This window comes from Buchnera aphidicola str. APS (Acyrthosiphon pisum) (genome assembly GCF_000009605.1).
Lineage (GTDB): Bacteria > Pseudomonadota > Gammaproteobacteria > Enterobacterales > Enterobacteriaceae > Buchnera > Buchnera aphidicola_I.
In genome coordinates this window covers 337238-362533 of the sequence record NC_002528.1, presented here as the reverse complement: position 1 = coordinate 362533, position 25296 = coordinate 337238, and the positions used below count along the sequence as shown (strand labels likewise).

Annotated in this window: 24 protein-coding genes; 13 read left to right on the top strand and 11 right to left on the bottom strand. The window is 26.6% G+C overall.

Annotated elements, in window-relative coordinates; all coding sequences use genetic code 11:
* The first annotated feature begins 11 nt into the window (after positions 1-11).
* Both minD and minE read left to right on the top strand, forming a co-directional pair.
* Positions 12-824, top strand: a complete 813-nt coding sequence (gene minD / locus BU_RS01725) for a septum site-determining protein MinD (RefSeq protein ID WP_010896069.1) — start codon at positions 12-14, stop codon at positions 822-824.
* A gap of 3 nt (positions 825-827) precedes the next feature.
* Entirely contained in the window at positions 828-1079 is a 252-nt protein-coding gene (gene minE, locus BU_RS01720) for a cell division topological specificity factor MinE (RefSeq protein ID WP_010896068.1), read from the top strand.
* Between the two features lie 145 nt (positions 1080-1224).
* On the opposite strand, the gene tsaB is transcribed toward minE, so the two are convergent.
* The 5 genes from tsaB to zwf form a co-directional block, all read right to left on the bottom strand.
* Positions 1225-1890: a tRNA (adenosine(37)-N6)-threonylcarbamoyltransferase complex dimerization subunit type 1 TsaB gene (gene tsaB / locus BU_RS01715; RefSeq protein ID WP_010896067.1), complete on the bottom strand. Its 666-nt coding sequence runs from the start codon at positions 1888-1890 to the stop codon at positions 1225-1227.
* A gap of 29 nt (positions 1891-1919) precedes the next feature.
* Positions 1920-3485 carry a TerC family protein gene (locus BU_RS01710; RefSeq protein ID WP_010896066.1) on the bottom strand — a complete coding sequence of 522 codons (1566 nt, stop codon included), beginning with the start codon at positions 3483-3485 and terminating at the stop codon, positions 1920-1922.
* 302 nt (positions 3486-3787) lie between these two features.
* Positions 3788-3997 carry a transcription antiterminator/RNA stability regulator CspE gene (gene cspC, locus BU_RS01705; RefSeq protein ID WP_009874276.1) on the bottom strand — a complete coding sequence of 70 codons (210 nt, stop codon included), beginning with the start codon at positions 3995-3997 and terminating at the stop codon, positions 3788-3790.
* Positions 3998-4345: 348 nt separating this feature from the next.
* Positions 4346-5224: a protease HtpX gene (htpX, locus tag BU_RS01700; RefSeq protein WP_009874275.1), complete on the bottom strand. Its 879-nt coding sequence runs from the start codon at positions 5222-5224 to the stop codon at positions 4346-4348.
* 184 nt (positions 5225-5408) lie between these two features.
* Positions 5409-6884: a glucose-6-phosphate dehydrogenase gene (gene zwf, locus BU_RS01695; protein ID WP_010896065.1), complete on the bottom strand. Its 1476-nt coding sequence runs from the start codon at positions 6882-6884 to the stop codon at positions 5409-5411.
* A 282-nt stretch (positions 6885-7166) separates the two neighbouring features.
* Here zwf and pyk point away from each other — a divergent pair, with 282 nt between their 5' ends.
* The 3 genes from pyk to znuB all read left to right on the top strand — a co-directional run bounded on the left by pyk (position 7167) and on the right by znuB (position 11489).
* On the top strand, positions 7167-8609 hold the full coding sequence (gene pyk, locus BU_RS01690; protein WP_010896064.1) for a pyruvate kinase: 1443 nt from the start codon (positions 7167-7169) through the stop codon (positions 8607-8609).
* Positions 8610-9926: 1317 nt separating this feature from the next.
* On the top strand, positions 9927-10643 hold the full coding sequence (gene znuC, locus BU_RS01685) for a zinc ABC transporter ATP-binding protein ZnuC (protein ID WP_009874272.1): 717 nt from the start codon (positions 9927-9929) through the stop codon (positions 10641-10643).
* A 57-nt stretch (positions 10644-10700) separates the two neighbouring features.
* The gene (gene znuB, locus BU_RS01680) at positions 10701-11489 is read left to right on the top strand and encodes a zinc ABC transporter permease subunit ZnuB (protein ID WP_010896063.1); all 789 of its coding nucleotides are present in this window, start codon (positions 10701-10703) and stop codon (positions 11487-11489) included.
* Positions 11490-11499: 10 nt separating this feature from the next.
* Here znuB and aspS read toward each other — a convergent pair whose 3' ends face one another.
* The 3 genes from aspS to trxB all read right to left on the bottom strand — a co-directional run bounded on the left by aspS (position 11500) and on the right by trxB (position 14713).
* Complete coding sequence (gene aspS, locus BU_RS01675; RefSeq protein ID WP_010896062.1) at positions 11500-13260, bottom strand: aspartate--tRNA ligase; 1761 nt, start codon at positions 13258-13260, stop codon at positions 11500-11502.
* A 168-nt stretch (positions 13261-13428) separates the two neighbouring features.
* Positions 13429-13647 carry a translation initiation factor IF-1 gene (infA, locus tag BU_RS01670; RefSeq protein ID WP_009874269.1) on the bottom strand — a complete coding sequence of 73 codons (219 nt, stop codon included), beginning with the start codon at positions 13645-13647 and terminating at the stop codon, positions 13429-13431.
* Between the two features lie 106 nt (positions 13648-13753).
* Positions 13754-14713: a thioredoxin-disulfide reductase gene (trxB, locus tag BU_RS01665; protein WP_010896061.1), complete on the bottom strand. Its 960-nt coding sequence runs from the start codon at positions 14711-14713 to the stop codon at positions 13754-13756.
* 347 nt (positions 14714-15060) lie between these two features.
* Here trxB and serS point away from each other — a divergent pair, with 347 nt between their 5' ends.
* From serS to tpiA, 8 genes are all read left to right on the top strand, one after another.
* Positions 15061-16344 (top strand): serine--tRNA ligase, encoded by a 1284-nt coding sequence (gene serS / locus BU_RS01660; protein ID WP_009874267.1) that lies wholly within the window; start codon positions 15061-15063, stop codon positions 16342-16344.
* A gap of 38 nt (positions 16345-16382) precedes the next feature.
* Complete coding sequence (serC, locus tag BU_RS01655) at positions 16383-17468, top strand: 3-phosphoserine/phosphohydroxythreonine transaminase (protein ID WP_009874266.1); 1086 nt, start codon at positions 16383-16385, stop codon at positions 17466-17468.
* A gap of 66 nt (positions 17469-17534) precedes the next feature.
* Complete coding sequence (gene aroA, locus BU_RS01650; RefSeq protein WP_009874265.1) at positions 17535-18818, top strand: 3-phosphoshikimate 1-carboxyvinyltransferase; 1284 nt, start codon at positions 17535-17537, stop codon at positions 18816-18818.
* A gap of 55 nt (positions 18819-18873) precedes the next feature.
* Complete coding sequence (locus tag BU_RS03225) at positions 18874-19128, top strand: (d)CMP kinase (protein WP_164927334.1); 255 nt, start codon at positions 18874-18876, stop codon at positions 19126-19128.
* Between the two features lie 14 nt (positions 19129-19142).
* Positions 19143-19529 carry a (d)CMP kinase gene (locus BU_RS03220; protein WP_014498899.1) on the top strand — a complete coding sequence of 129 codons (387 nt, stop codon included), beginning with the start codon at positions 19143-19145 and terminating at the stop codon, positions 19527-19529.
* A gap of 127 nt (positions 19530-19656) precedes the next feature.
* Positions 19657-21333 (top strand): 30S ribosomal protein S1, encoded by a 1677-nt coding sequence (gene rpsA, locus BU_RS01635; protein ID WP_009874262.1) that lies wholly within the window; start codon positions 19657-19659, stop codon positions 21331-21333.
* 95 nt (positions 21334-21428) lie between these two features.
* Complete coding sequence (ihfB, locus tag BU_RS01630; protein WP_009874261.1) at positions 21429-21713, top strand: integration host factor subunit beta; 285 nt, start codon at positions 21429-21431, stop codon at positions 21711-21713.
* A 98-nt stretch (positions 21714-21811) separates the two neighbouring features.
* Positions 21812-22579 (top strand): triose-phosphate isomerase, encoded by a 768-nt coding sequence (gene tpiA, locus BU_RS01625; RefSeq protein ID WP_009874260.1) that lies wholly within the window; start codon positions 21812-21814, stop codon positions 22577-22579.
* 8 nt (positions 22580-22587) lie between these two features.
* Here tpiA and BU_RS01620 read toward each other — a convergent pair whose 3' ends face one another.
* From BU_RS01620 to gpmA, 3 genes are all read right to left on the bottom strand, one after another.
* Positions 22588-23379 (bottom strand): MIP/aquaporin family protein, encoded by a 792-nt coding sequence (locus BU_RS01620; protein WP_010896060.1) that lies wholly within the window; start codon positions 23377-23379, stop codon positions 22588-22590.
* 65 nt (positions 23380-23444) lie between these two features.
* Entirely contained in the window at positions 23445-24407 is a 963-nt protein-coding gene (gene pfkA / locus BU_RS01615) for a 6-phosphofructokinase (protein WP_009874258.1), read from the bottom strand.
* 183 nt (positions 24408-24590) lie between these two features.
* A complete protein-coding gene (gene gpmA, locus BU_RS01610; RefSeq protein ID WP_010896059.1) occupies positions 24591-25286 on the bottom strand; it encodes a 2,3-diphosphoglycerate-dependent phosphoglycerate mutase in 696 nt (231 codons plus the stop codon).
* Positions 25287-25296 lie beyond the last annotated feature (10 nt).

The window sequence follows — 25296 nt, the reverse complement described above, 5'->3', positions numbered from 1 at the left end:
GACATTTTTATATGACACGGATTATTGTAGTGACTTCAGGGAAAGGAGGTGTAGGTAAAACTACTTCAAGTGCAGCTATCGGGACAGGTTTAGCACAAAAAGGAAAAAAAACGATTGTTATAGACTTTGATATAGGATTGAGAAATTTAGATTTAATTATGGGATGTGAACGTAGAGTAGTCTATGACTTTATTAATGTTATTCAAGGTGATGCGACACTTAATCAAGCAATTATAAAAGATAAAAAAACAAATAATTTGTTTATACTACCTGCATCACAAACTCGTGATAAAGACGCTTTAACACGAATAGGAGTTGAAAAAGTTTTAACAGAACTTATAAAAATGAATTTTGATTTTATTATTTGTGATTCACCAGCAGGGATTGAAACGGGTGCTATTTTAGCAATATATTTTGCAGATGAAGCTATTATTACTACTAACCCCGAAGTTTCTTCAGTACGAGATTCCGATCGAATTTTAGGAATAATTTCATCTAAATCAAAAAGAGCTGAGAAAAACATCACTCCCATAAAAGAATATCTTTTATTAACACGTTATAATCCTAGACGTGTTAAAAAAGGAGAAATGTTAAGCATGACAGATGTTTTAGATATTCTTCAAATACCTATAATAGGTGTAATTCCAGAAGATCAATCCGTTCTTCGTGCGTCCAATCAAGGGGAATCTATAATATTAGATATTAATTCAAATGCAGGATGCGCTTACAGTGATACCGTAAATCGATTGTTGGGTGAAGAGCGTCATTTTCGTTTTATTGAAGAAGAAAAAAAAAGTTTTTTACGACGTTTATTCGGGAGATAGAGTATGGCTTTATTGGATTTTTTTTTATCCCGGAACAAAAACACTGCTAATGTTGCAAAAGAAAGATTACAAATAATTGTTGCAGAACAAAGAAAATACAACAACGAACCAGATTATTTTCCACAATTAAAACGTGAAATACTATCTGTTATTTGTAAATACGTAAATATAGAACCGAATATGGTAACTGTTCAATTAGATCAAAAAAACGAAGATATTTCTATATTAGAGTTAAATATTATTTTACCTGATTAAATTTTTAAATAAATGTATATTTTAAAACAAAAAAATATTTTAATTTGAATTTCATTATTTACTGTAAATTTAGTTCAATCAATACTGAAGTATATTTAATATTTCAGCATTGATTGTTTTTTATTATATAAATAATAAGGTTTTTCTAAAACTGATTATATAAATAATTTATATTATTTTCTATAGAAAATGACTTGTTTTTATTTTTTATTTTTAATAAGACAAATGGTATTATATCTTTTGCATTAGGAAGGAAAACATAATTTTTTTTTACATTTAATATGTTTTGAAATTCAATTAGTTCAGATTGATCACTAACTAAAGTCCATCTTTTTTTTAAATTTTCAATTTTTTCTTGAATTATTTTTTTTTCTAATAAAGATTCAGTGTATTCTCCTATCCAAATAGAGTTTTTATTTCTTGTATATTTTGCCCAATATACTTGTTTTTTTTTTGCATGTATTGCAACTATTACATCTTTTTGTTTATATTTCCGAAATGTTTTCTCAGCCATAATTGCTAAAGTAGAAACACTGATTATAGGAATTTTTAAACTGATAGATAGACTTTGTGCAATACTTGCTGCAATTCGTATACTTGTAAAATTTCCGGGTCCTTTAGAAAAGGAAACATAATTCAACTCTTTAAATTCTGTTTTAGTTTGCGATAATATTTCTTTAATCATAGGTAATATGTGTGTAGTATGTTTTTTTTTGCATTTCTCTGATAAAGAATGAATATACTCGTTTTTGTATATAGCAACTGAGCAACAGTCTAATGAGCTTTCAATTGATAAAATTATATTGGACATACTTTTCTCAAAAAATTATTTTAAATTTTTTAATTGTCATCTTGATTTTTAATAATTCTAACTAAATCAATACGATATTCTGTTGCTTTAACAATATGAAAATAAAAAGGATGAATATGAATTATTTCTCCTGGAATAGGTAATTGACCTTTTTGAGCAATTAATAATCCTCCTAAAGAGGCATAATTATCTTCTTTAATCAATTCTTCAGTATTAAGTAATTGCTGTAATGAATGTAAATCTGTTTCGCCTTTTACTAGCCAGCTGTTATTTTCTTGTATAATATCTGGTGTTTCATCAGCATCTGGAAATTCTCCTGCTATAGCTTCTAAAACATCTAATGGAGTAATTAATCCTTGTACTACTCCAAATTCATTACTAACAATTACAAAACTACCTTGTGCACGACGAAGTACGCCCAGAAGTTTAATAGGATCAAGTGTGTCTGGTATAATAATTGGTAGTATTTTACTAGAAAAAGTAGATGCGTCTATTTTTTTTTCAATAGCTACTAATAATTCTTTAGCACGTACGATCCCTATTATTTCATCTAACTCTCCTTTACATACTGGAAATAAACTATGTGGTGTATCTAACAATTGCATGCGAATTTCATCAGTATTTTTTTCTGTATTTACCCAAGAGATATTACTACGTGGAGTCATAATACTTCTAATAGATCGTCCGGCTAACGTAAGAACACCATTAATCATATATCTCTCTTCATCTTTAAACGTTTCCATTTCTTTTGACGATTGAATAGAATCAGTCTTTTGACTATTTATTTCTATTTTTTTTATTTGTTGTTTTTTGTTTTGTTCTCCTACCATTAATCTCAGAATTGCTTCTGCCGCCCTTTGTCTCATCGGTCTTCTAGATTGATTCTTCATAAAATTATGACGTGCTATTTGATTGAAAATTTCAATTAAAATAGAAAATCCTATCGCGGCATATAAGTATCCTTTTGGAATACAAAATCTTAACGCTTCTGTGACTAAACTAAAACCAATCATTAATAAAAAACTAAGACATAGTACGACTACTGTTTGATGGAGGTTGATAAAGTTAGTTAATGCTTTGGATGCTAATAACATAAGAAATGTTGCCAATATAACTGCTATCATCATAATTAATAACTGATTAACCATTCCAACAGCTGTTATTATTGCATCCAAAGAAAATACTGCATCTAAAACAACGATTTGAATAACTACCGCCCAAAACCCTGCATAATTTTTGTTTTCTGAATTTTCATGATGATTATTTTCTAATCTTTCATGTAATTCCATTGTAGTTTTGAATAGTAAAAAAAACCCACCAAATAAAAGAATGATATCACGTATTGATAAAGAGAAAAATTTATTATGAACAATAGGAGAATTAAGTGTTACAATCCAAGATATTAATGATAGCAATGCCAAACGCATTACCAGAGCTAATCCTAAACCGATTAAACGTGCTTTATCTCTTTGATTAGGAGGTAGTTTTTCTGATAAAATTGCTACAAATATCAAATTATCTATTCCCAATACCACTTCTAGTATAACTAGTGTTAATAAGCCGGCCCAAGTTGACGGGTCTAAAAAAAACTCCATCAGAAAAACTCCATAAAAAATAGGATGTATCGATTTATTATATCTAGAAGATTAAAGATATTTTTGATAAAAAAAGGTCATGTGAATGAATATATTTTTGAAGAATTAATTTATGAAGTTAGTATTTATTTTAAAATTATTATTAATAATAAATGTATTTAGAGGTTACAATATAAGTATTTTAATATCAAAACAGATTATCTTGTTTATATATAAAATATGTTATTTTAAAAATTTAAAAAACAAAGTCCTCTGATTGTTTAACAGAGGGCTTTTAAAAATTTTTTATTAAGTAATATTTTTTATAGAGAAAAAACATTTACTGCGGCAGGTCCTTTTTGTCCATCTTGAATTTCAAATTCAACATTTTGGCCTTCAGTTAATGTTTTAAATCCATTCCCCTGAATTGAAGAAAAGTGAACAAAAACGTCTTTACTTCCGTCTGATGGTGTAATAAAACCAAAACCTTTAGATTCGTTGAACCACTTAACTTGACCTTTAATCTTAGCCATTTTGTAATTTCCTTAAGAATATTTATCAGTCTTATTGCTAATTTTACGGAGAAAACAGAAACATTACTGTATAGGGCATGAATTTAAGATTTGGCAAGAGAAGCTGTATCAACGTCTTTACTCTAAACTTTTTTAAATTTAATATTCTATGCATAACAGAATTGTAACTTATTTTTACCTAGAAAAATTTATTTAATAATAAAAAGCGTAATGTTTTTATATTATAACATTTTTGTTTAAAAAAGCAAATTTAAATTTCTTTTAAAAAATAGTTTTATATGTTTCAATTTTTTAATTTTCTTAATAGAAATATATTTCTATACTTCTATTAAGAGAGATAGATTTATACTACATATATTCTTGATTATATAATGCCTCTATCCTGTTTTCTAAAGAAGGATGAGATGCAAATAATTTTAAAAAAGATTTGGATTTTCCGTTGATACAAAATGCAATCATACTATCAGATTCTTGGGGTTCATGACTTGTTTTTAAACGATTCAAAGCAGCAATCATTTTTTCGCGACCTACCATTTTCGCAGAACTAGCATCAGCATAAAATTCACGATGTCTGGAGAACCACATAGTAATAATACTGGCTAAAATTCCAAAAATTAATTCTAGAAATGTAGAAACTAAAAAATATACGAAAGAGTTTTTTTCTTCTGTATTATTCTCATTTCGATTGCTTGACATGACATTGCTTATGATTTGTGAAAGAAAACGAGATATAAAAATCACAAAAGTGTTAACAACACCTTGTACTAAGGTCATAGTAATCATGTCACCATTTGCGATATGACTAATTTCATGAGCAATTACTGCTTCTGCTTCATGATGAGTCATATTTTCTAATAATCCTGTAGAAACAGCAATTAGAGCAGAATTACGACGTGCACCTGTTGCAAATGCATTAATATCAGTCGCATGATATACTGCAATTTGGGGCATAATAATACCTTTTTGAATTGATTGTTGACGTACAGTATTAATAAGCCAACTTTCTACTTCATTTCGTGGATGAGTGATGATTTCCCCATTTACAGAACGCAACGCAATCCACTTTGATAAAATTAACGATAAAATAGAACCACTAAAACCAAATAAACCTGACATAATTAATAAACCATAAATAGTATTAGATTGAATACCTGTCAGGAAAAGAATTAGACTAAATATTAACATAACTGCTAAATTAGTTAATAAGAAAAGAACAATACGAGTCATAAGATATTATCTTCCTCGATTAGCAAGATGGGTGTTTTCATGTATTTTAAACTAAATATTTTTAATATGAAAACCTGTATTTTTTTTATGTTATTTTAATTTATAAAAAATATTAAAAAATTAATTTTTAAGCTATCATAGTTATCTTAATTAAGTCAAGATGGATAAATTTTTTAAGATTTTTTTAATGAAATTCATACCAAACACGACCATCATGAGCAAGTAGCAAATCAGAATTTTTAGGCCCCCAAGTACCAGACATATATAATTGAGGGGCATTATTTTTAGAATTTTTCCATGCATGTATGATGGGATCTATCCATTTCCACGCAGCTTCTATTTCATCTCGGCATACGAATAAAGATTGTACACCTCTCATAATTTCAAATAACAATCTTTCGTAAGCATCAATTGAATTTTTAGAATATTTCTTACTAAATTGACTGGATTTTAGCTGGGAATTTTCTATTTTATATTCTTGTTCTAATCCTGGTGCTTTTACTGAAAAATCAAATATAATATTTGGATTAGGTTCTAAGCGTATAATTAATTTATTTTGTAATAATTCTGAATTTAAATTTTTAAACAAATTTGTAGGTTTTTTCTTAAAAAAAACGACTATTTCAGAATATTTATGTGCTAAACGTTTTCCAGTTCTAAGGTAAAATGGGACACCGGACCATTGCTTATTATTTAGATCAACTTTTATAGCAACAAAGGTTTCAGTTAAACTATTTTTATTTGCACCATTTTCTTCTAAATAAGAAGGTACTTTTTTCTCGTTGATAACTCCTGAACAATATTGTCCTCGAACAGTTTTTTTATTTATGTTATGAATATTAATGGGGTTTAAAGAACGTAGTATTTTTACTTTTTCATGTTGAATACTTTCAGAACTAATATTTTTTGGTTGATCCATCGTAAGAATAGTTAATATTTGTAAAAGATGATTTTGCACCATATCTTTCATTTGTCCCATCATATTAAAATAATTCCATCTATCTTCAATTCCAACTTCCTCAGATACAGTAATTTGAATATGATCAATTGTTTTATTATTCCAATTATAAAAAAGACATGTATTAGAAAATCGTAAAGCAAAAAGATTAAGTATTGATTCTTTTCCTAAATAGTGATCAATACGAAAAATTTGCGATTCTAGAAAATATTTAGAAATTTGATCATTGATTTTTTTTGATGTTTTCAAACAAACTCCTAATGGTTTTTCTAATACTATACGCGATGGAACAGAATTTAAATGTGCATTTCCTAAACCGATAAAAATAGAATTCAACGTATTAGAAGGAACAGCGCAATAGTAAACTATGATATTTTTTTTTTGTTTAAGTATCGTTTTTAGTCTAAAAAAATGCAATGGTTCATGTACATCAATATTACAAAAAAATATACGAGAACTCAAATTTTTCCAAATAAGATCATTTATTTCTTCATTTAAAAAATTTTTTACTTCTGTTTTTATTTTTTCTATATAGTCTTCTGTGCTCCAATCAGCACGACCAGAAGCGATAATGCGTGTATATTTATGTATTTTTTTAGATTTTTCTAATTTATATAAAGCTGGTAATAATTTTCTTTTTGTTAGATCTCCTTTAGCGCCAAAAATTACTAAATCGCAAGCGTGATTTGTTTCTATTATCATAATTTTCTCTTTTTTAAAAATTTACATATAAAATTTAAAATTTTAATGCAATAATTTAAATTGCGGTTTTTGAGGAATGATTTTATAAAACTGTTAAAATATATACACATTTTTTTAAAATATATTATTTAATGTTTTTTCTATAATTTTACCTATAAAAAAAATTATTATAATTAATTTTACTAAAGAACTTAATAAATAAAAATAAATATTTTATATTACTAGTATTTATATAAAAGTGTAAAAATGTTTTTTTGGAAACTTTCAATAAAGGCGTATTTTATGTTAAATCGATTAAGAAGAACAAAAATCGTAGCTACTTTAGGACCTTCTACAGACATTAATAATAATTTAGAAAAAATAATTCGTTCTGGAGTAAATGTTCTTCGATTTAATTTCTCTCATGGTTCAAAAGATGAACATAAATCCAGAGCAAATCAAGCTCGAGAAATAATGACTCGTTTAAATTTTCACATTGCATTGCTTGGCGATTTACAAGGTCCTAAAATTCGCATTTCTAAATTTATAAAAAATAATATTTTTTTGAATGTTGGTGATTTTTTTATATTAGATGCGAATTTAGATCAAAATAATGGAAATCAAGAACGGGTAGGAATTGATTATAAACAGTTACCATATGATCTAAAAGTAGGTGATGTATTATTATTAGATGATGGAAGAATACAATTAAAGGTTATAAAATCAACTGGTCATGAAATATTAACAAAAGTTGTTATCGGCGGAATACTTTCTAACAATAAAGGCATTAATAAACTAGGTGGTGGTTTATCTGCAGATGCGTTAACTGAAAAAGACAAGAAGGATATAATCCTAGCAACTGAAATTAATGTAGACTATTTAGCAATATCTTTCCCACGATGCAGTAATGACTTGAAACAAGCAAGAAAATTAGCTAAAGAATTTGGTAGCAATGCTAAAATTATCGCTAAAATAGAACGTGCTGAAGCTGTATTAAATCAAAATACTATCGAAGATATAATTTTAGCATCAGATGCAATTATGATAGCTAGAGGCGATTTAGGTGTGGAAATTGGAGATTCTGAATTAGCAGGTATTCAAAAAAAATTAATACGAACTGCTAGGCAATTAAATAGAATAGTAATTACTGCTACACAGATGATGGAATCTATGATTACTAACCCATTACCTACTCGTGCAGAAGTTATGGATGTAGCTAATGCTGTTTTAGATGGCAGTGATGCAGTTATGCTTTCGGCTGAAACAGCATCAGGCGAATATCCAGCTGAAACTGTTATAAAAATGGCAAAAATTTGCAAAGGTGCAGAAAAAGTTCCTAGTATTAATGTATCTAGACATCGTATTCATGCAAAATTTGATGATATTGAAGAAGCAATTGCTATGTCCGCAATGTATGTTGCTAATCATTTGAAAGGTATTACAGCAATTATAACGATGACAGAATCAGGTAAGACTGCACTAATGACATCGAGGATTACATCTGGATTGCCTATTTTTGCTTTATCAAAAAATAAAGAAACTTTAAATTTAGCAAGTCTTTATAGAGGTGTGACTCCTATATATTTTAATAGTAAAAATAATAATTTTAAAGCTGCGAATGAAGCAATTGTTCTTTTACGTAAACGAGGTTTTTTATGTCGTGGCGAGTTAGTTATTATAACTCAAGGTGATATTATGGGAAAAATCGGAAAAACTAATACTAGTAGAATTTTAAAAGTAGTATGATTTTTTATTATTAAAAATTTTATTTTTTAACACTTGTTTCCGTGATTACATGTATTTTGTTCTTATTTTTACATTTAAACTAAAAAATTTTTTGAATATTATATATATTAATTTTTATTATTAATATAAGATAAATGTCATTTTTCATGTGAAAAATGTGATTCTTTTAAATCTTTCTATAATTTTCAATGAAAAAAAGAATATTTAATATAAAATAAAGGAGATTTACCATTTAATAATATTATTTCAAAATATTTTTTTAAAAATTGTATTTTTTCTTTTGATATATTTTTATTTAAAATCAGAAAAAATTTATGTTGAATTTTAATTAAATATCAAAATGTATTCAATACTTAATGTTAATTCTAATAAAAATAAAAAATTATTTTAAGTAATATCAATTTTAAGTAATATTTAAAAAATTATATGTATTTCTAAAAATAGATAAATTTTTTTTATAAAATCTTTTTATTTTTTTAAAAACTAACAAATAGGTATGAATAAAGAAATCAATTACGTAATGAATGCATTATATTTTAATAAATTAAATATATAAAAAAATTAAAAGAAATATTTTTCGTATGTATCATATTTTTTAAAGGTATTCTATTTAAAAAATATATGATAAAGAATTTAAATAAAACTATTTTATTTATATTTTTATATTAATTATTTTAAAATTATCTTTTCTGGTATTTATTCTAAATGATAAACAAAAACGCTAATATTTATATTAGATAATTATAGAAAAATATGATAATTCTGTTTTATAAGATTAATTCTTTATTTTTTTATATTTATAAATTTTTATTCAGATTTAAGGTATTGTTTAAAAAATATGGATAAATAATATTTTTAAAAATTATTTATAAATATACTTCACAAGAAAATTAATAAGAAAGTATCTTTTTTAACATAAATCAATCTTAATTGAACTAAGTATCACTTATAGTGCATATTAAACAGTTTTAACATATTTACTACTATATTTTTAAAAAATGTTTTTAATTTTCTTGAAAATTTAGTATTATTTATTTTTTTTATGAATAGGCACTATTTTTTTATATATATAAAGTATGTATTAAGAATAACTATTGAGTATAGATTTTTATAATATAATTAAGTCTATAAAATTCTGTTAATTGATAATTTTTTATAACATATCCCAGTATTTTCAAATATTTTGTTGTTAACTAACGTGGAACAAAGAATAATAAATTGAAAATCAATACTATTGTTTTTTCATATAATATTAATTTTTATTTTTTAAAATATATCCTATAATATTAGAATTTAAAAAAAATAATTTATAAAACTATGTTTGAATTCGTAAAATTAAAAAATGTTTGTGTGAATTTATCTCATCGTTCTATTCTTACTGATATATCGTTATCATTAATTTCTAATCGTGTTCTTACTTTAATTGGACCTAATGGAGCTGGAAAATCTACTTTAGTACGTATTATTTTAGGATTAATAAAACCTAATTCAGGTACAATTATTCGTTCAAACAATTTATCTGTTGGTTATGTACCTCAAAAACTACATCTTAATACTCTTCTTCCTATTACGGTAGAACGATTTATGAAATTATCACGAAAAACAAATAACATAAAAATAGAAGAGATGTTAAAACGTGTAAAAGCAGAATCTTTAAAATTTTGTCAATTACAAAAATTATCTGGTGGAGAAATGCAACGAATACTTTTTGCTAAAGCTTTGTTAAACAATCCTAATCTACTGGTGTTAGATGAACCAACACAAGGAGTAGATGTAATGGGACAATTAGCTTTATATAAATTAATTAATGAAATTCGACATGAATTACAATGTGCTATTTTAATTGTTTCTCATGATTTAAATTTTGTTATGGCGAAAACTGATGATGTTATTTGTCTAAATAATCATATTTGTTGTTCTGGAACCCCAGAAACTGTTTGCAATAATCTAGAATTTATTTCTATATTTGGATTAAAACGTGTTCAAGAATTAGCAATTTATCATCATAATCATAATCATATTCATAATTTTTAAATATATAACATTGTGTTTTTTTTAAAAAAATAACATAGTAATTATAGAGTGGTTTTTATGTTTGAACTTATTTTTCCGGGATGGTTAGCAGGTGTTTTGCTATCTTTAACAACTGGTCCATTAGGATCATTTATCGTGTGGCGTCGTATGTCATCTTTTGGTGATACTTTATCACACTCTTCTTTACTTGGTATAGCATTATCTATTGCATTCAATATTAATTCATTTTATGCTATTCTAATTCTTATGAGTTTCATTGCGATTATTTTGGCATGGTTAGAAGAGCTATTACCCGTTTCATTAGACACTGTATTAAATATAATCTCACATAGTTCATTATCTTTAGGAATGGTCTTTATTAGTTTGATATCTTCTAAAAAAGAAATAAATATTACAAATTATTTATTTGGTGATTTACTATCTGTAACAAAAAATGATTTAATCACTATTTCAATAAGCAGTATATTAATACTAAGTATTCTGCTGTTTCGTTGGCATTCTATCTTATCATCAACTATTAATGAGGAATTATCTCAAATAGACGGTATAAACGTGCTTTATGCCCGTTTAACTATAATGTTAATGACAGCTTTTACTATTGCTATAGCAATTAAATTTGTAGGTGCGTTATTAATTACTTCTTTATTAATTATTCCACCTGCAACTGCTCAACATTTTTCAGGTTCTCCGGAAAAAATGGTTATAATTGCCATTATAGTAAGTATTTTATCTGTTACAGGAGGAATATCTTTATCTGTTTTTTATAATACACCAGCTAGTCCATCTATTGTTTTATGTTCTTCTTTTTTATGTTTAATAAGTAACATAAAAAAACATTTTTATTAAAAATAAAAGCTTATTTTTTTAAATGTTTTATTGCTAATTCTTGTAACAATAAATTATCTACTGTACTAGGAGAATTGGTCATTAAACAGGTTGCTGATGTTGTTTTTGGAAAAGCTATAACATCTCTAATATTTTTACTGTTAGTTAAAAGCATGACTATTCTATCTAATCCTAAAGCTATACCTGCATGTGGAGGAGCACCATATTTTAATGCTTCTATTAAAAATCCGAATTTTTCATTTTGCATAGATTTTTTTATACCAATAATATCAAAAACTTGTTTTTGCATGTTAACATCATGAATACGTACTGAACCTCCACCAATTTCATAACCATTTATTATAAGATCATAGCTATCTGAAATAGCAAGATCAGGTGAATTTTTTAATATTTCTCTATCCATATTTTTCACAGCAGTAAATGGATGATGAACAGAAGATAAATTTCCTTGTATATCTTTATCGAACATAGGAAAATTAACTATCCAAAGGGGTTCCCATCTATTTTTTTTAGTAATATTTAGATCAATTCCTATTTTTAAACGTAACATACCAAGTGACTTATTGACAATATGCTCCTGATCAGCAATTAAAAATAATATATCTCCGTTTTTAGATTGGCTTTTTTCTATAATTTCTTTTAAAATAATTTCATCTAAAATATTTTTTATAGAACTATGAATACCTAAACATCCAAGTTTGCATTCTTTTATTTTCATATAAAATAATTTTTTTGCATCAAATCTTTGTACGTATTTAGTATAATCATCAATTTTTTTTCTACTTAAATGTGCACCTTTAGAAATACATAATAATGCTATTCTATTATTTTTTTGAGGATTTAAATTAAAAAATGATATAAATTTTTTATCTTTAAATATATTAGACACATCAATAATTTCGATTGGATTACGTAAATCAGGTTTATCTGATCCATATTTTTTCATAGCTTCATGAAAAGATATTTGAGGAAATTTTTTTAAATTAATATTTCTTATTTCTAACCAAAGTTTTTTTATAAGATTTTCTACTAAATTACGTATTTTTTTAGCACTCATAAAAGAGACTTCAATATCAATTTGCGTGAATTCTGGTTGTCGATCTGAACGTAAATCCTCATCACGAAAACATTTTACTATCTGATAGTATCTATCTATTCCAGAAATCATTAATATTTGCTTGAATAGTTGAGGAGATTGGGGTAGTGCATAAAATTTTCCGTAATGATTTCGACTAGGTACTAAATAATCTCTTGCACCTTCCGGTGTAGATTTAGTAAGAATAGGAGTCTCAATATCTAAAAAATTTTTTTTTGTCATAAAATTTCTTATTAAATAAGTTATTTTATTTCTTATTTTAAGATTTTCTAAAATATCAAAAGAACGCAGATCTAAATATCGATATTTCAATCTTGAGTCATCATTATTTTCTTGCGTAAAATTTAATGGTAACGATTTAGAAGTATTTAAAATGTTTAATACATTTGCTAATATTTCTATTTCTCCAGTTCTAATTTTTATATTTTGATTTTTTTTTTCTCTTTTTTGTACTGTACCAAAAACTTGAATACAAAATTCATTTCTTAAATTTAAAGCTTTTTTAAAAATTTTATAATTTTTTAATTCAAATATAACTTGAACGAGTCCAGTATAATCTCTCATATCAACAAAAATAAATTGACCAAGGTTTCTTACCTTATGTACCCAACCACATAATTTTACTTTTTTATTTACATGACTGATTCGAATATTTCCACAATATTTAGTACGCATAAATTCTCTTTAAAATTTTTTTTATTTTTTAAAATAAGAAAAAATTTATTTTATTTAGTTTTTTTAAAAGATTTTTTAAATATAGATAAGTTTGGGGAAGTGAATTTTATTTATCAGAGAATAATTGATTTTTTATGTTTTTAATATTATTTTTTCTTCGAGCTTCTATTAACGACTTCTAAAAATAATTCTTCCCTTGGTTAAATCATATGGTGTTAGTTCTACGGTAACCTTATCTCCTGTTAATATTCTGATATAATTTTTTCTCATTTTTCCTGATATATGTGCCGTAACAATATGTTTGTTTTCTAGTTCAACACGAAACATTGTATTTGGTAACGTATCTATTACCACTCCCTGCATTTCAATATTTTCTTCTTTAGACATTTTTTTCTCATAATTATTATAGTTAAAAAACTTTATTAATTATATCAGATACTAGTCATTTTGACTAGTATTTAAATGATATAATATTCTCAATATGCAGTTTTTTTTATACTAAAGAATTAATATAACGTTCACTATCTAAAGCCGCCATACAGCCACTAGCAGAGGATGTGATTGCTTGCCTGTATACGTGATCTATTACATCCCCTGCAGCAAATATACCAGGAATACTTGTTTGAGTGTAATTTCCATGTTCCTGTCGTGTTACTTGAATATAACCATCTTTCATTTTTAACTTATTAACAAATATATTGGTGTTGGGGGTGTATCCGATTGCAACAAATAATCCGGAAACTTGAATTTTTGATTCTGTTTTTTCTTTTGAGTTCTTTTGTTCAATTAATAACGCTGTCACTCCAGAAGAGTTTCCTAATATATTTTTGACAATAGAATTTAAATAAATTATTATTTTTTGTGATTTTATTTTTTTTTCCAATCTGTCAAGTAAAATTTTTTCAGCTCTAAAATTAATTCCACGGTGTATTAAATGAACTTTTTTAACGAAATTAGATAAATATAATGTTTCTTCTATAGCTGTATTACCCCCTCCTACAACTGCAACTTCTTTGTTTTTATAAAAAAAACCGTCGCATACAGCACATGTTGAAACACCTTTTCCTTTAAATAAACTTTCTGATTGTAGTCCTAAATAACGAGGATTTGCTCCGGTAGCAATAATAACTGAATCAGCAGTATATTTATTATTTTCCCCTATTAAAAAAAAAGGGTTTTTTTTAAAATTTACTGAAATTACAGTATCGCAGATTACTTTAGTCTTGAGTTCAATAGCATGTTTATACATACGATTCATTAATTCTGACCCGCTTATTTTATTATAATCTCCCGGCCAATTCTCAATTTCATTAGTATTCATTAATTGCCCTCCTTTATTTGTCCCAGTAATCAAAAAGGGATCTAAATTAGCTCTTGCAGCATATATAGCTGCAGTATAACCTGCTGGTCCAGATCCTAAAATAATAATTTTACTATGCTTAACTTTATCCACTTTAATTTCCTTAAAAAATATCTCTGTAATGTAGTTGCTTGAGAATATAATAAATATTATAGTTTTTATACGATATTAAAAATTAATTCTTTTTTTGTACAATATTGGAATATAAAATAATCAGCGTTATTTTTAATTAAATTGTTTAATAACAGCACTATTATATTTTTTTAAATAATATAAAATAGATTTTAATCTATTAAGATTATTATTTTAGATTTAAAGAATATTCTTTGTTTTTATAAATAAAACTTAATATTTTTTTGTATATATGATTCACTTATAAAAAAATTTAACATTTTTTAAAAAAACAATTTCATTGATAATCAAAAAGAGCAAAACACTCTATGTTAAATCCTTATTTATTACGAAATGAATTACATTTAACAGCCAAAAAACTATTAAAAAAAGGTTATAAATTAAATATTTCTAAAATTTCTTCTATGGAAGAAAAAAGAAAAACTTTACAGATTCAAACTGAAAATTTGCAATTTAAGCATAATGCTTTATCAAATTTATTTAAAGAAAACAAAAATATTAAGAATAAAAATGAATTGTTAAGACATCAAGTTATACAGTCAAGTAAAGATTTAAACGCTTCTAAAATTGAACTTAATTCTTTAAAAGAAAAAATACATCATTTTTCTATGTGCATACCTAATATTCCTTCTGACGATGTTCCAGAGGGAAATACATCGATTAATAATAAAGAAATTAAATACTGGGGTCAAAAAAAGAAGTATGATTTTGAAATCCAAGATCATATAGAGCTAGGAAAAAAATTTAACGAATTAGATTGGAAATCTTCTGCACAAATGTCAGGATCACGATTTGTTATAATGAAGGGAAAAATTGCTCTTTTACACCGTGCACTTAGTCAATTTATGTTAGACTTGCATACTTTAAAACATGGTTATATAGAATCTTATGTTCCTTATTTAGTTCATTCTGAAGCTCTATATGGAACAGGACAATTACCAAAATTCAGTGATGATTTATTCCATATAAATTTGACAGATAAAAAAAAGTACATATTAATTCCTACTGGAGAAGTTCCATTAACTAATTTAGTCTATGATCAAATCATAGACGAAAAAGATTTACCTATCATGTTAACTGCACATACTCCTTGTTTCCGATCAGAAGCATCTTCTTATGGACGTGATACTAAAGGATTAATTCGATTGCATCAATTTGATAAAGTAGAATTAGTACAGATTGTTAAACCAGAGAAATCTTATGAAGCATTAGAAAAACTAACTAATCATGCGGAAAAAGTTTTACAACTTCTAAATTTACCATATAGAAAAATGCTTTTATGCACAGGGGATACAGGTTTTGCAGCAGTAAAAACTTACGATTTAGAAGTTTGGTTTCCTTCTGAAAAAAAATATAGAGAAGTTTCATCATGTTCTAATATGAGCGATTTTCAAGCTCGTCGTATAAAAGCTCGTTATAGAAAAAAATCTGAACAAAAAAATTTTTTTGTACACACATTAAATGGTTCTGGTTTGGCAATAGGCAGAACATTAGCTGCTATTTTAGAAAATTATCAACATTCTAATGGTCGCATAGAGATTCCCAAAGTTTTACAAAAGAAATATATGCAGGGATTAGAATTTATAAACTAGTTGATTAATAAAATAGAAAAAATTTCATTGGTGGAATCATGAATTTAATTTATAATTTTAGTGCCGGTCCAGCTATGATTCCAAGAGATGTTCTTAATCAGGCTAAAAAAGAATTGCATAATTGGAAGAATTTAGGTTCTTCTATAATGGAAATCAGTCATCGTAGTGAAGAATTTATTCAAATGGCTTTAGAAGCTGAAAAAGACTTAAGAGATTTATTAAAAATACCAGATTCTTTTAAAGTATTGTTTTGTCAAGGCGGTGCTAGGGGCCAATTTTCCGCTATTCCAATGAATTTATTGAATAATTTACAGACAGCAGATTATATTAATAGTGGTTATTGGTCAAATTCAGCTTTCATGGAAGCTAAAAAATACTGCACTCCTCGATCTATATTTATCAGAGAAACTAATGGTGTAAAAGAATCCCTTTTACCAATGCATAAATGGAATATTAACGAAAATTCTGCATATATTCATTATTGTCCGAACGAAACAATAGATGGATTATCAATTTATGAAGAGCCGGTCTTTGAAAACAAAATTGTTGTTGGAGACTTTTCATCTTTTATATTATCGCGTTCAATTAACATAAAAAACTATGATCTCATTTATGCAGGTGCTCAAAAAAATATTGGTCCTGCAGGCATAACTATAATTATTATTCGAAAAAATATTATAGGATATTCGTCGAAGATGACTCCTTCGATTTTAGATTATAAAAAAATATCAGACCATCATTCTATGTTCAATACACCACCTACGTTTGCTTGGTATCTATCAGGATTAGTTTTTAAATGGTTAAAAAAACAAGGTGGTTTGAAAGCAATTGAAAAATTAAATAAAAAAAAATCAGATTTATTATACAAAAAAATAGATAATAGTGATTTTTATATAAATAAAATAAATAGTAAACACAGATCACAAATGAATGTTGTTTTTCATCTTGTTAATCCTAAATTAAATTATATTTTTTTAAAAGAAGCTTCTAAAACAGGTTTAAATTATTTAAGAGGGCATAGTATAGTAGGTGGAATGCGTGCATCTCTTTATAATGCTATGCCATTAGAAGGTGTTGAATCTTTAGTAAAATTTATGTCGTATTTTGAAAAGCGATATGGATGAATTATCTCTAGTTTATTTTTTAAAATACTATTTTTGAACTTTAATTAAATAGAGCGTATATTTATCATGCAAAATTCTCTTGATTTAAAACCAATCTCTCATGTAAATGGAACTGTTTGTTTGCCGGGTTCAAAAAGTATTTCGAATAGAGTTTTATTACTTTCTTCAATAGCTAAGGGCACAACATGTTTAACTAATTTACTAAATAGTCATGACACTCAACACATGTTGAATGCTTTAAAAAAACTAGGAGTTAGGTATAATTTATCTGATGATAAAAAAACATGTCATGTTCAAGGAATAGGAGGACCTTTTCATTTATCTGAAGCTATTTCATTGTATTTAGGAAATGCAGGTACTGCTATACGACCTCTTCTTTCTGTATTATCTTTACATAAAAATAACATTTTATTAAATGGCGATGATAGAATGCACGAAAGACCGATTGGAGACCTTGTCGACGCTTTAATACAAGGAGGTGCTGTTATAGAATATAAAAAAAATAAAGGATATCCTCCTATATGTACAAAAGGGGGTTTTTTAGGAGGTTCTATTTTTTTAAATGGGAATATTTCTAGTCAATTTTTAACATCATTATTAATAAGTACTCCTCTTGCTTTAAAAGATACCACAATCTTTATAAAAGGAAATTTAGTTTCTAAACCTTATATTGATATTACATTGAATTTAATTAAAATTTTTGGAGTCAATATTGAACATGATTCTTATAATGTATTCTATATTAAAGGTAAACAACAGTATAAAACACCAGGAAAATATACAATTGAAGGAGATGCTTCTTCAGCTTCTTATTTTTTAGCTGCTGCTGCTATTAAAGGTGGTTCTATTAAAGTTACTGGTGTTGGCAAAAAAAGTATTCAAGGTGATATAGAATTTGCAAATATTCTTGAAAAAATGGGAGCGACAATTTTTTGGGAAGACTATTCTATTACTTGTACCCGTAATAAATTAAACGCAATAGATTTAGATATGAACCATATTCCTGATGCAGCAATGACTGTGGCAATTTTAGCTCTTTTTTCTAAAGGCACGACGATTATTAGAAATATATATAACTGGCGAGTTAAAGAAACTGATCGTTTATCTGCCATGACTATAGAATTAAGAAAGATCGGTGCTATAGTTGAAGAGGGTAGAGACTTTTTATCTATTTCTCCACCTATTTTTTTTCAATACTCTAGTATTGAAACTTATAACGATCATCGCATGGCTATGTGTTTTTCACTTATATCTTTATCTGGAGTAGGTGTCAACATACTTAATCCTAATTGTATTTCAAAAACTTTTCCATCTTATTTTAAAGATTTTTTATCTATCAGTAAAATCTGATGAATTTTTAAAAAAAAATTTTAATACAATTTTTTAATAATAAAAAAATTAAAATATGATAAATCACATTCCTGTTGTCACCATTGACGGCCCTAGTGGTGTTGGCAAAAGCTCTCTTTCTAAAATAATAGCAAATAAATTGAATTGGTCGTTGTTAGAGTCAGGCCAATTTTATAGATTACTAGCATTTTTGGTATTAAATAAAAATATTACTATGATAGAAAAAAATATTGTTAACTTATTAGATAATCTAGATTCCGAATTAATTAAAAAAAAACTATTAATTATTTTTATAAGTCAAAAAATCTAGATATAATTAGTAAAGTGTCTTCTCAATTGTCAGTTTATCCTCGTGTTAGAAAAATTTTACTCAAAAAACAAAGGTTGATGCGATGTATGCCGGGTTTAGTAGCAGAAGGACGTGATATGGGTACAGTAGTATTTCCAGATGCTATAATTAAATTTTTTTTAAATGCTGATTTGGAAGTACGTGTTAAAAGAAGAATGTTAGAATTAAAAAAAAATGGTTATCATGTTGATTTTCAGAAATTATTTATACAAATGAAGACGCGTGATAAACGTGATCAAAATCGATTAATTTCTCCTTTATGCATACCAAAAAATGCTATAATATTAGATTCTACTTATATGAGTTTGTCGGAAGTTATTAAAACTGCCATGGGATATATTATTGAAAAGATAAAAACATGATTAAAAATTAATTTGATATTTTGATATCACACTCTTTAATAAGGATTATTATAAGATATATAAAACAGGCTCATTTTAGCATGAAGTTAAGATGAACGTTCAATAAAAATTTCTCAAAATTATTAATATGAATGAATCTTTTGCTCAATTATTTGAAGAATCGTTAAAAGAAATTAAAACTCGTCCAGGTTCTATTATTCGCGGCACCATCGTCTCTATAGAAAAAGATATGGTTTTAGTTGATGCTGGTCTTAAATCTGAATCTGCTATTCCCGTTGAACAATTTCAAAATTCTCAAGGTTTATTAGATATTCAGGTAGGAGATCAAATTGATGTTGCTTTAGATGCTATTGAAGATGGATTTGGAGAAACACTTTTATCTCGAGAAAAAGCAAAACGTCATGAAGCGTGGTTGATTTTAGAAAAAGCTCATGAAAAATCAGAAACAGTCATTGGAATTATTAATGGTAAAGTTAAAGGTGGCTTTACTGTTGAATTAAATGATATACGTGCATTTTTACCCGGTTCTTTAGTAGATGTTCGTCCAGTGAGAGATACAATACATCTTGAAGGAAAAGAGTTAGAATTTAAAGTAATAAAATTAGATCAAAAGCGTAATAATGTTGTTGTTTCACGTCGTGCTGTAATTGAATCAGAAAACAGTGCCGAAAGAGATCAATTATTAGAAAATTTACAAGAAGGGATGCACGTTAAAGGTATTGTTAAAAATTTAACTGATTATGGAGCTTTTGTAGATCTAGGTGGTGTAGATGGTCTTTTACATATTACTGATATGGCTTGGAAAAGAGTCAAACATCCTAGTGAAATAGTTAATGTAGGTGATGAAATCAATATTAAAATTTTAAAATTTGATAGAGAAAGAACACGCGTATCATTAGGATTAAAACAACTAGGCGAAGATCCATGGATAGCAATCTCTAAACGTTATCCCGAAGAAACAAAATTAAGTGGCCGTGTAACTAATTTAACAGATTATGGTTGTTTTGTAGAAATTGAAGAAGGAGTCGAAGGTCTTGTACATGTTTCTGAAATGGACTGGACTAATAAAAATATTCATCCGTCAAAAGTAGTTACAGTTAATGATGTAGTTGAAGTAATGGTGTTAGATATTGACGAAGAACGTCGTCGCATTTCTCTTGGTTTAAAACAATGTAAAATAAATCCATGGAAAGAGTTTTCTGAAACTCATAAAAAAGGGGTTCATGTTCTTGGAAAAATAAAATCCATTACAGATTTTGGTATTTTTATTGGTTTAAATGGAGGCATTGACGGATTAGTACATTTGTCTGATATTTCTTGGACAATACCTGGTGAAGAAGCAGTTGTAAAATACAAAAAGAATGATGAAATTTCTGCTGTAGTTCTTCAAGTAGATGCAGAAAGAGAACGTATATCTTTAGGGATTAAACAATTAGAAGAAGATCCTTTTAATACATATATTGCAAATCACAAAAAAGGTGCAATTATTACTGGAATAATTAAATCTTTAGATAAAAAAAACATCATTGTAAAACTACCAGAAAATTTAGAAGGTGTAATAAAATTAACTGAAATTACTCGTGTTTATTCTGAAACAATGATCAATAAATTAAAAATTGAAGATAAAATTTTAGTTAAATTATCGAGTTTTGACCGAAAAAATAGAATTATTTATCTTACAATTCATATGATAGATGAAGATGAAAAAAAAGACTTAACAGCACCTTCTAACAATAAAACAAATGACGATTCTTTTTCTAACGTAATGACAGAAGCATTCAAAGCTGCTAAAAATACTGAATAATTAATTTTTCATGGAAAATAAATTATATTATGCAATAATATTTTAAAATAATAAAAAATAAATGAATTTTTAAAATTTATAAATATAGAGGGTTTATGATAAAATCAGAACTATTCGAAAGAATTGCTGAACAAAAAATTAATATTTCAAATAAAATGATAGAGCGTGCTGCAAAAGAAATGTTAGAACACATGATAATATCATTAGCAAATGGAAAAAGAATTGAAATTCGAGGATTTGGTAGCTTTTCTTTACATTATCGATCTTCTCGCATTGGTCGTAATCCTAAGACTGGCAAATCAGTCAAACTAAATGAAAAATATGTACCTTATTTTAAACCAGGAAAAAAATTACGAGATCGAGCAAATATACATAAATAATACTTCTTAATGTATTTTATAATAGAAACTAAGTTTGATATAACTTTTTCATAAAAGAAGCTTAGTTTCTATCATTTAAAAAATCACTAAGGTGAAATATGAAAAAATTCTTCATTACAGCTAACTGGAAATTAAATGGAAATATAAAAATGATTTCTAGTTTTTTCAAATATTTAAAATTATATTCATCAAGTTATTTAGAAAAAAACACTGTTATTATTGCTCCTCCAACTATATATTTAGAACGAGTATGTAAAAATATAAGCAATATGAACATTTTTCTTGGTTCGCAAAACGTAGATATTAATTTAAACGGAGCATTTACCGGTGAAACTTCTATTTTGATGCTGCGAGATATAGGAGTAAAATATGTGATTATAGGGCATTCCGAAAGACGTTTTTTACATCATGAAACTGATGATATCATTGCAAAAAAATTTCATTTAATTAAAAAATCAAATTTAACACCTATATTGTGTGTAGGTGAAACAGAAATAGAAAAAAAACATAATCAAACCGAGCAGGTTATTCAAAGACAATTAAATTTGATATTAAAAAATTTAGGCACATCAGCATTTAAAAATATAATAATTGCCTATGAACCTATTTGGGCCATCGGAACTGGTGTATCAGCAGATCCAGAACATGTTCAACTAATACATGTATTTATAAAAAATTATATTTTAAAATATAGCTCAATCAATAGAAATGATATAATAATTCAATACGGTGGATCTATTAATCATACTAATGTAAAAAAGTTTATTGAACAACCAGACATCAATGGTTTATTAATTGGAAATTCATCTTTAAGTGCTAAAGAATTTTTAGAAATTATAAAAATAGCACACGAACACTATTCATAAAAAAATAATTAACTATTATTGATTAGAGTTTTGTGTATCCAACCACCTAAATTAGCTCCTAAAATAGGACCCATTATTGGTATAAAACAATATAAAATATTATCATTTCCTCCAGTAAAGGAAAAAAGACCCCATCCAGTTAAACTTAGAAGTATTTTCGGACCTAAATCTCGGGCTGGATTTAAACTTATATTATTTAAAGGATTTATAACTAAGTTAATCATGCAGACTAAAAAACCCGTTAAGATAGGTGCTACAGATCTATTATATAAAAAATAATTACTGTTTCTATTATTAAATTCTAATACAATCAGAATAAAAAGTGCAGTTGAAAATATTTCTATTATAAAGTCGTAAATAAAACTATTATTATAGTTCGGATAAACACAAAAAATAGAAGCTAAATTAAGACTTTCCTGAGTTCCTCTTACAACATTATTATTTCTTTCAAATGAAATTAATAAATTATTATAAAGATAATATGTTAGCATCGTAAAAAAAAAAGAACCAAGTGTTTGAGATATGATATACGGTAGGACCTTTCTTTTATTCAATTTGGAAGACAACCAAAAAAAGATAGTAACAGCTGGATTTAAATGAGCTCCAGATATTGAAGAACTAAAATAGATGGCTATAGACACTCCAAAGCCCCAAATACAACTAATTTCAAACTGAGTAAAATTAGCATTTGTTAACTTCGAAGCAGCTAAACATCCTATGCCAAAAAACATTACCAAACCTGTTCCAAAAAACTCCATAAAACATTTTTTTATGATATTTTTTTTTCTATAAATATTCATTTTTTAAAACCTATATTACCTTATTTAAAAACTAGAGCGCCGGTGAAACCGGCACTAATTTTATATTAGTATAACTTTTTAGCAGTAATCAACCAATCTTTTTTAAAAGTACGTTTCATATTTTTTAGTGCGTTTTTTATATCGTTAAAAACCATTTTTTCATTTTGTATTCCAACACATTTTCCCTGATAACCTTTTATTAATAATTCAACTGAATATGCACCCATTCTTGATGCTAATATACGATCATATACTACAGGTGCACCCCCTCTTTGGATATGTCCAAGAATTGTCGCTCTAGTTTCTCGATTAGTTTTTTTTTCAATATATTGTGCTAATTCTTCTACATCACAAATGTATTCAGTTATGGCAACAATAGCATGTTTTTTGCCCTTAGCAATGCCAGCTTGAATCTCGATAACTAGATCTTCTTTTTTATAGTCAATTTCTGGTAAAACAATAAATTCGCATCCACCAGCAATAGCTGCAGCTAATGTTAAATCTCCACAATGTCTACCCATCACCTCTACAATAGAAATACGTTGGTGAGAAGAAGAAGTGTCGCGCAATCGATCAATAGCTTCAACCACTGTTTGTAAAGCTGTAAAATAACCTATTGTATAATCAGTACCTGAAACATCATTATCGATAGTACCTGGAATGCTAATACATGGAATACCCATTTCTGTTAATTTTTGAGCTCCTATATAAGAACCATCACCTCCAATGACAACAAGAGCATCTATTTTTCTTTTTTTTATATTTTGCACTGCAATTGAGCGTATTTTGTCTTGATAAAAACTAGCAAATCTAGCTGACCCTAAAAATGTCCCACCTCTGTTAATCATGTCAGATACACTATATCTATCAAGTTGCACCATACGGTTTTCATATAGACCTAAATATCCATCATAAATTCCAAATACTTCTAATCTTTCACTAAGTGCTGTTCTAACAACCCCTCTAATTGCGGCATTCATCCCTGGAGCATCGCCACCACTAGTTAAAACTCCAATTTTTTTAATCATTAGAACCTCTTGTTTTGATTTTTATAAAATTTTATTTTTTTGTTTTTCATGGATAATGAAATTTTAAAAAATCTATTAAAAATGATTATTTTAAAAATATATTTATATTAATTCATATAAATACAACTAGATAAATTTAGTATCGAAGTATTAAGGAATGTAAAGAAATATTTTTTAATAAAATTATGTTAAATAGTGCCATTTAATTGGATTTTTTTCATTATCGAAATCTAAGATAATGGGTTGTGCAGTAGGAATATTTAAATCCAAAATAGCTTTATTGTCTATTTTATATAAGTGTTGTATCAAGGCACGTAAAGAATTTCCATGCGCTACAATAAGTATTTTTTTATTATTTTTTAATTCTGGATAAACAATTTTGTTCCAATAAGGAATAACTCGTTTTGCAGTTTTTTCTAAGCTCTCTCCTAGAGGGATGTCATGAATATTTAAATGAGAGTAGCGTGGATCGTTTCCTGGAAAGCGTTTATCTTTTATATTAATCTGAGGTGGACTAATATCAAAACTTCTTCTCCATAGAAGAACTTGTTTTTGTCCATATTTCTCAATAACTTCATCTTTATTTAACCCTTCTAATGCACCATAATGTCGTTCGTTTAAACGCCAGGATTTTTTAACTGACAACCAGGTTTGGTTTAATTCATCTAAAATATATTGCAAAGTATGAATTGCTCTTTTTAATAATGATGTATGTGCGCAATCAAAAAAAAATTTTTCTTTTTTTAATAAGATAGCAGCAAATTTAGCTTCATCTTTTCCTTTTTTATCTAATTCAGCATCATGCCAACCAGTAAATTTATTTAATGTATTCCATTCGCTTTGACCATGTCTAATTAAAACTACTTGATTAATTTTCATTTTTCCTCTT

Bases quoted from the DNA above. Each gene is read 5' to 3' on its own strand.
- pyk (WP_010896064.1), top strand. From the start codon at position 7,167: ATGTTAAATCGATTAAGAAGAACAAAAATCGTAGCTACTTTAGGACCT.
- znuB (WP_010896063.1), top strand. From the start codon at position 10,701: ATGTTTGAACTTATTTTTCCGGGATGGTTAGCAGGTGTTTTGCTATCT.
- aspS (WP_010896062.1), bottom strand. From the start codon at position 13,260: ATGCGTACTAAATATTGTGGAAATATTCGAATCAGTCATGTAAATAAA.
- znuC (WP_009874272.1), top strand. From the start codon at position 9,927: ATGTTTGAATTCGTAAAATTAAAAAATGTTTGTGTGAATTTATCTCAT.
- BU_RS03225 (WP_164927334.1), top strand. From the start codon at position 18,874: ATGATAAATCACATTCCTGTTGTCACCATTGACGGCCCTAGTGGTGTT.
- aroA (WP_009874265.1), top strand. From the start codon at position 17,535: ATGCAAAATTCTCTTGATTTAAAACCAATCTCTCATGTAAATGGAACT.
- gpmA (WP_010896059.1), bottom strand. From the start codon at position 25,286: ATGAAAATTAATCAAGTAGTTTTAATTAGACATGGTCAAAGCGAATGG.
- zwf (WP_010896065.1), bottom strand. From the start codon at position 6,884: ATGATAATAGAAACAAATCACGCTTGCGATTTAGTAATTTTTGGCGCT.
- rpsA (WP_009874262.1), top strand. From the start codon at position 19,657: ATGAATGAATCTTTTGCTCAATTATTTGAAGAATCGTTAAAAGAAATT.
- tsaB (WP_010896067.1), bottom strand. From the start codon at position 1,890: ATGTCCAATATAATTTTATCAATTGAAAGCTCATTAGACTGTTGCTCA.
- tpiA (WP_009874260.1), top strand. From the start codon at position 21,812: ATGAAAAAATTCTTCATTACAGCTAACTGGAAATTAAATGGAAATATA.
- cspC (WP_009874276.1), bottom strand. From the start codon at position 3,997: ATGGCTAAGATTAAAGGTCAAGTTAAGTGGTTCAACGAATCTAAAGGT.
- htpX (WP_009874275.1), bottom strand. From the start codon at position 5,224: ATGACTCGTATTGTTCTTTTCTTATTAACTAATTTAGCAGTTATGTTA.
- BU_RS01710 (WP_010896066.1), bottom strand. From the start codon at position 3,485: ATGGAGTTTTTTTTAGACCCGTCAACTTGGGCCGGCTTATTAACACTA.
- serC (WP_009874266.1), top strand. From the start codon at position 16,383: ATGAATTTAATTTATAATTTTAGTGCCGGTCCAGCTATGATTCCAAGA.
- BU_RS01620 (WP_010896060.1), bottom strand. From the start codon at position 23,379: ATGAATATTTATAGAAAAAAAAATATCATAAAAAAATGTTTTATGGAG.
- infA (WP_009874269.1), bottom strand. From the start codon at position 13,647: ATGTCTAAAGAAGAAAATATTGAAATGCAGGGAGTGGTAATAGATACG.
- serS (WP_009874267.1), top strand. From the start codon at position 15,061: ATGTTAAATCCTTATTTATTACGAAATGAATTACATTTAACAGCCAAA.
- pfkA (WP_009874258.1), bottom strand. From the start codon at position 24,407: ATGATTAAAAAAATTGGAGTTTTAACTAGTGGTGGCGATGCTCCAGGG.
- minD (WP_010896069.1), top strand. From the start codon at position 12: ATGACACGGATTATTGTAGTGACTTCAGGGAAAGGAGGTGTAGGTAAA.
- minE (WP_010896068.1), top strand. From the start codon at position 828: ATGGCTTTATTGGATTTTTTTTTATCCCGGAACAAAAACACTGCTAAT.
- ihfB (WP_009874261.1), top strand. From the start codon at position 21,429: ATGATAAAATCAGAACTATTCGAAAGAATTGCTGAACAAAAAATTAAT.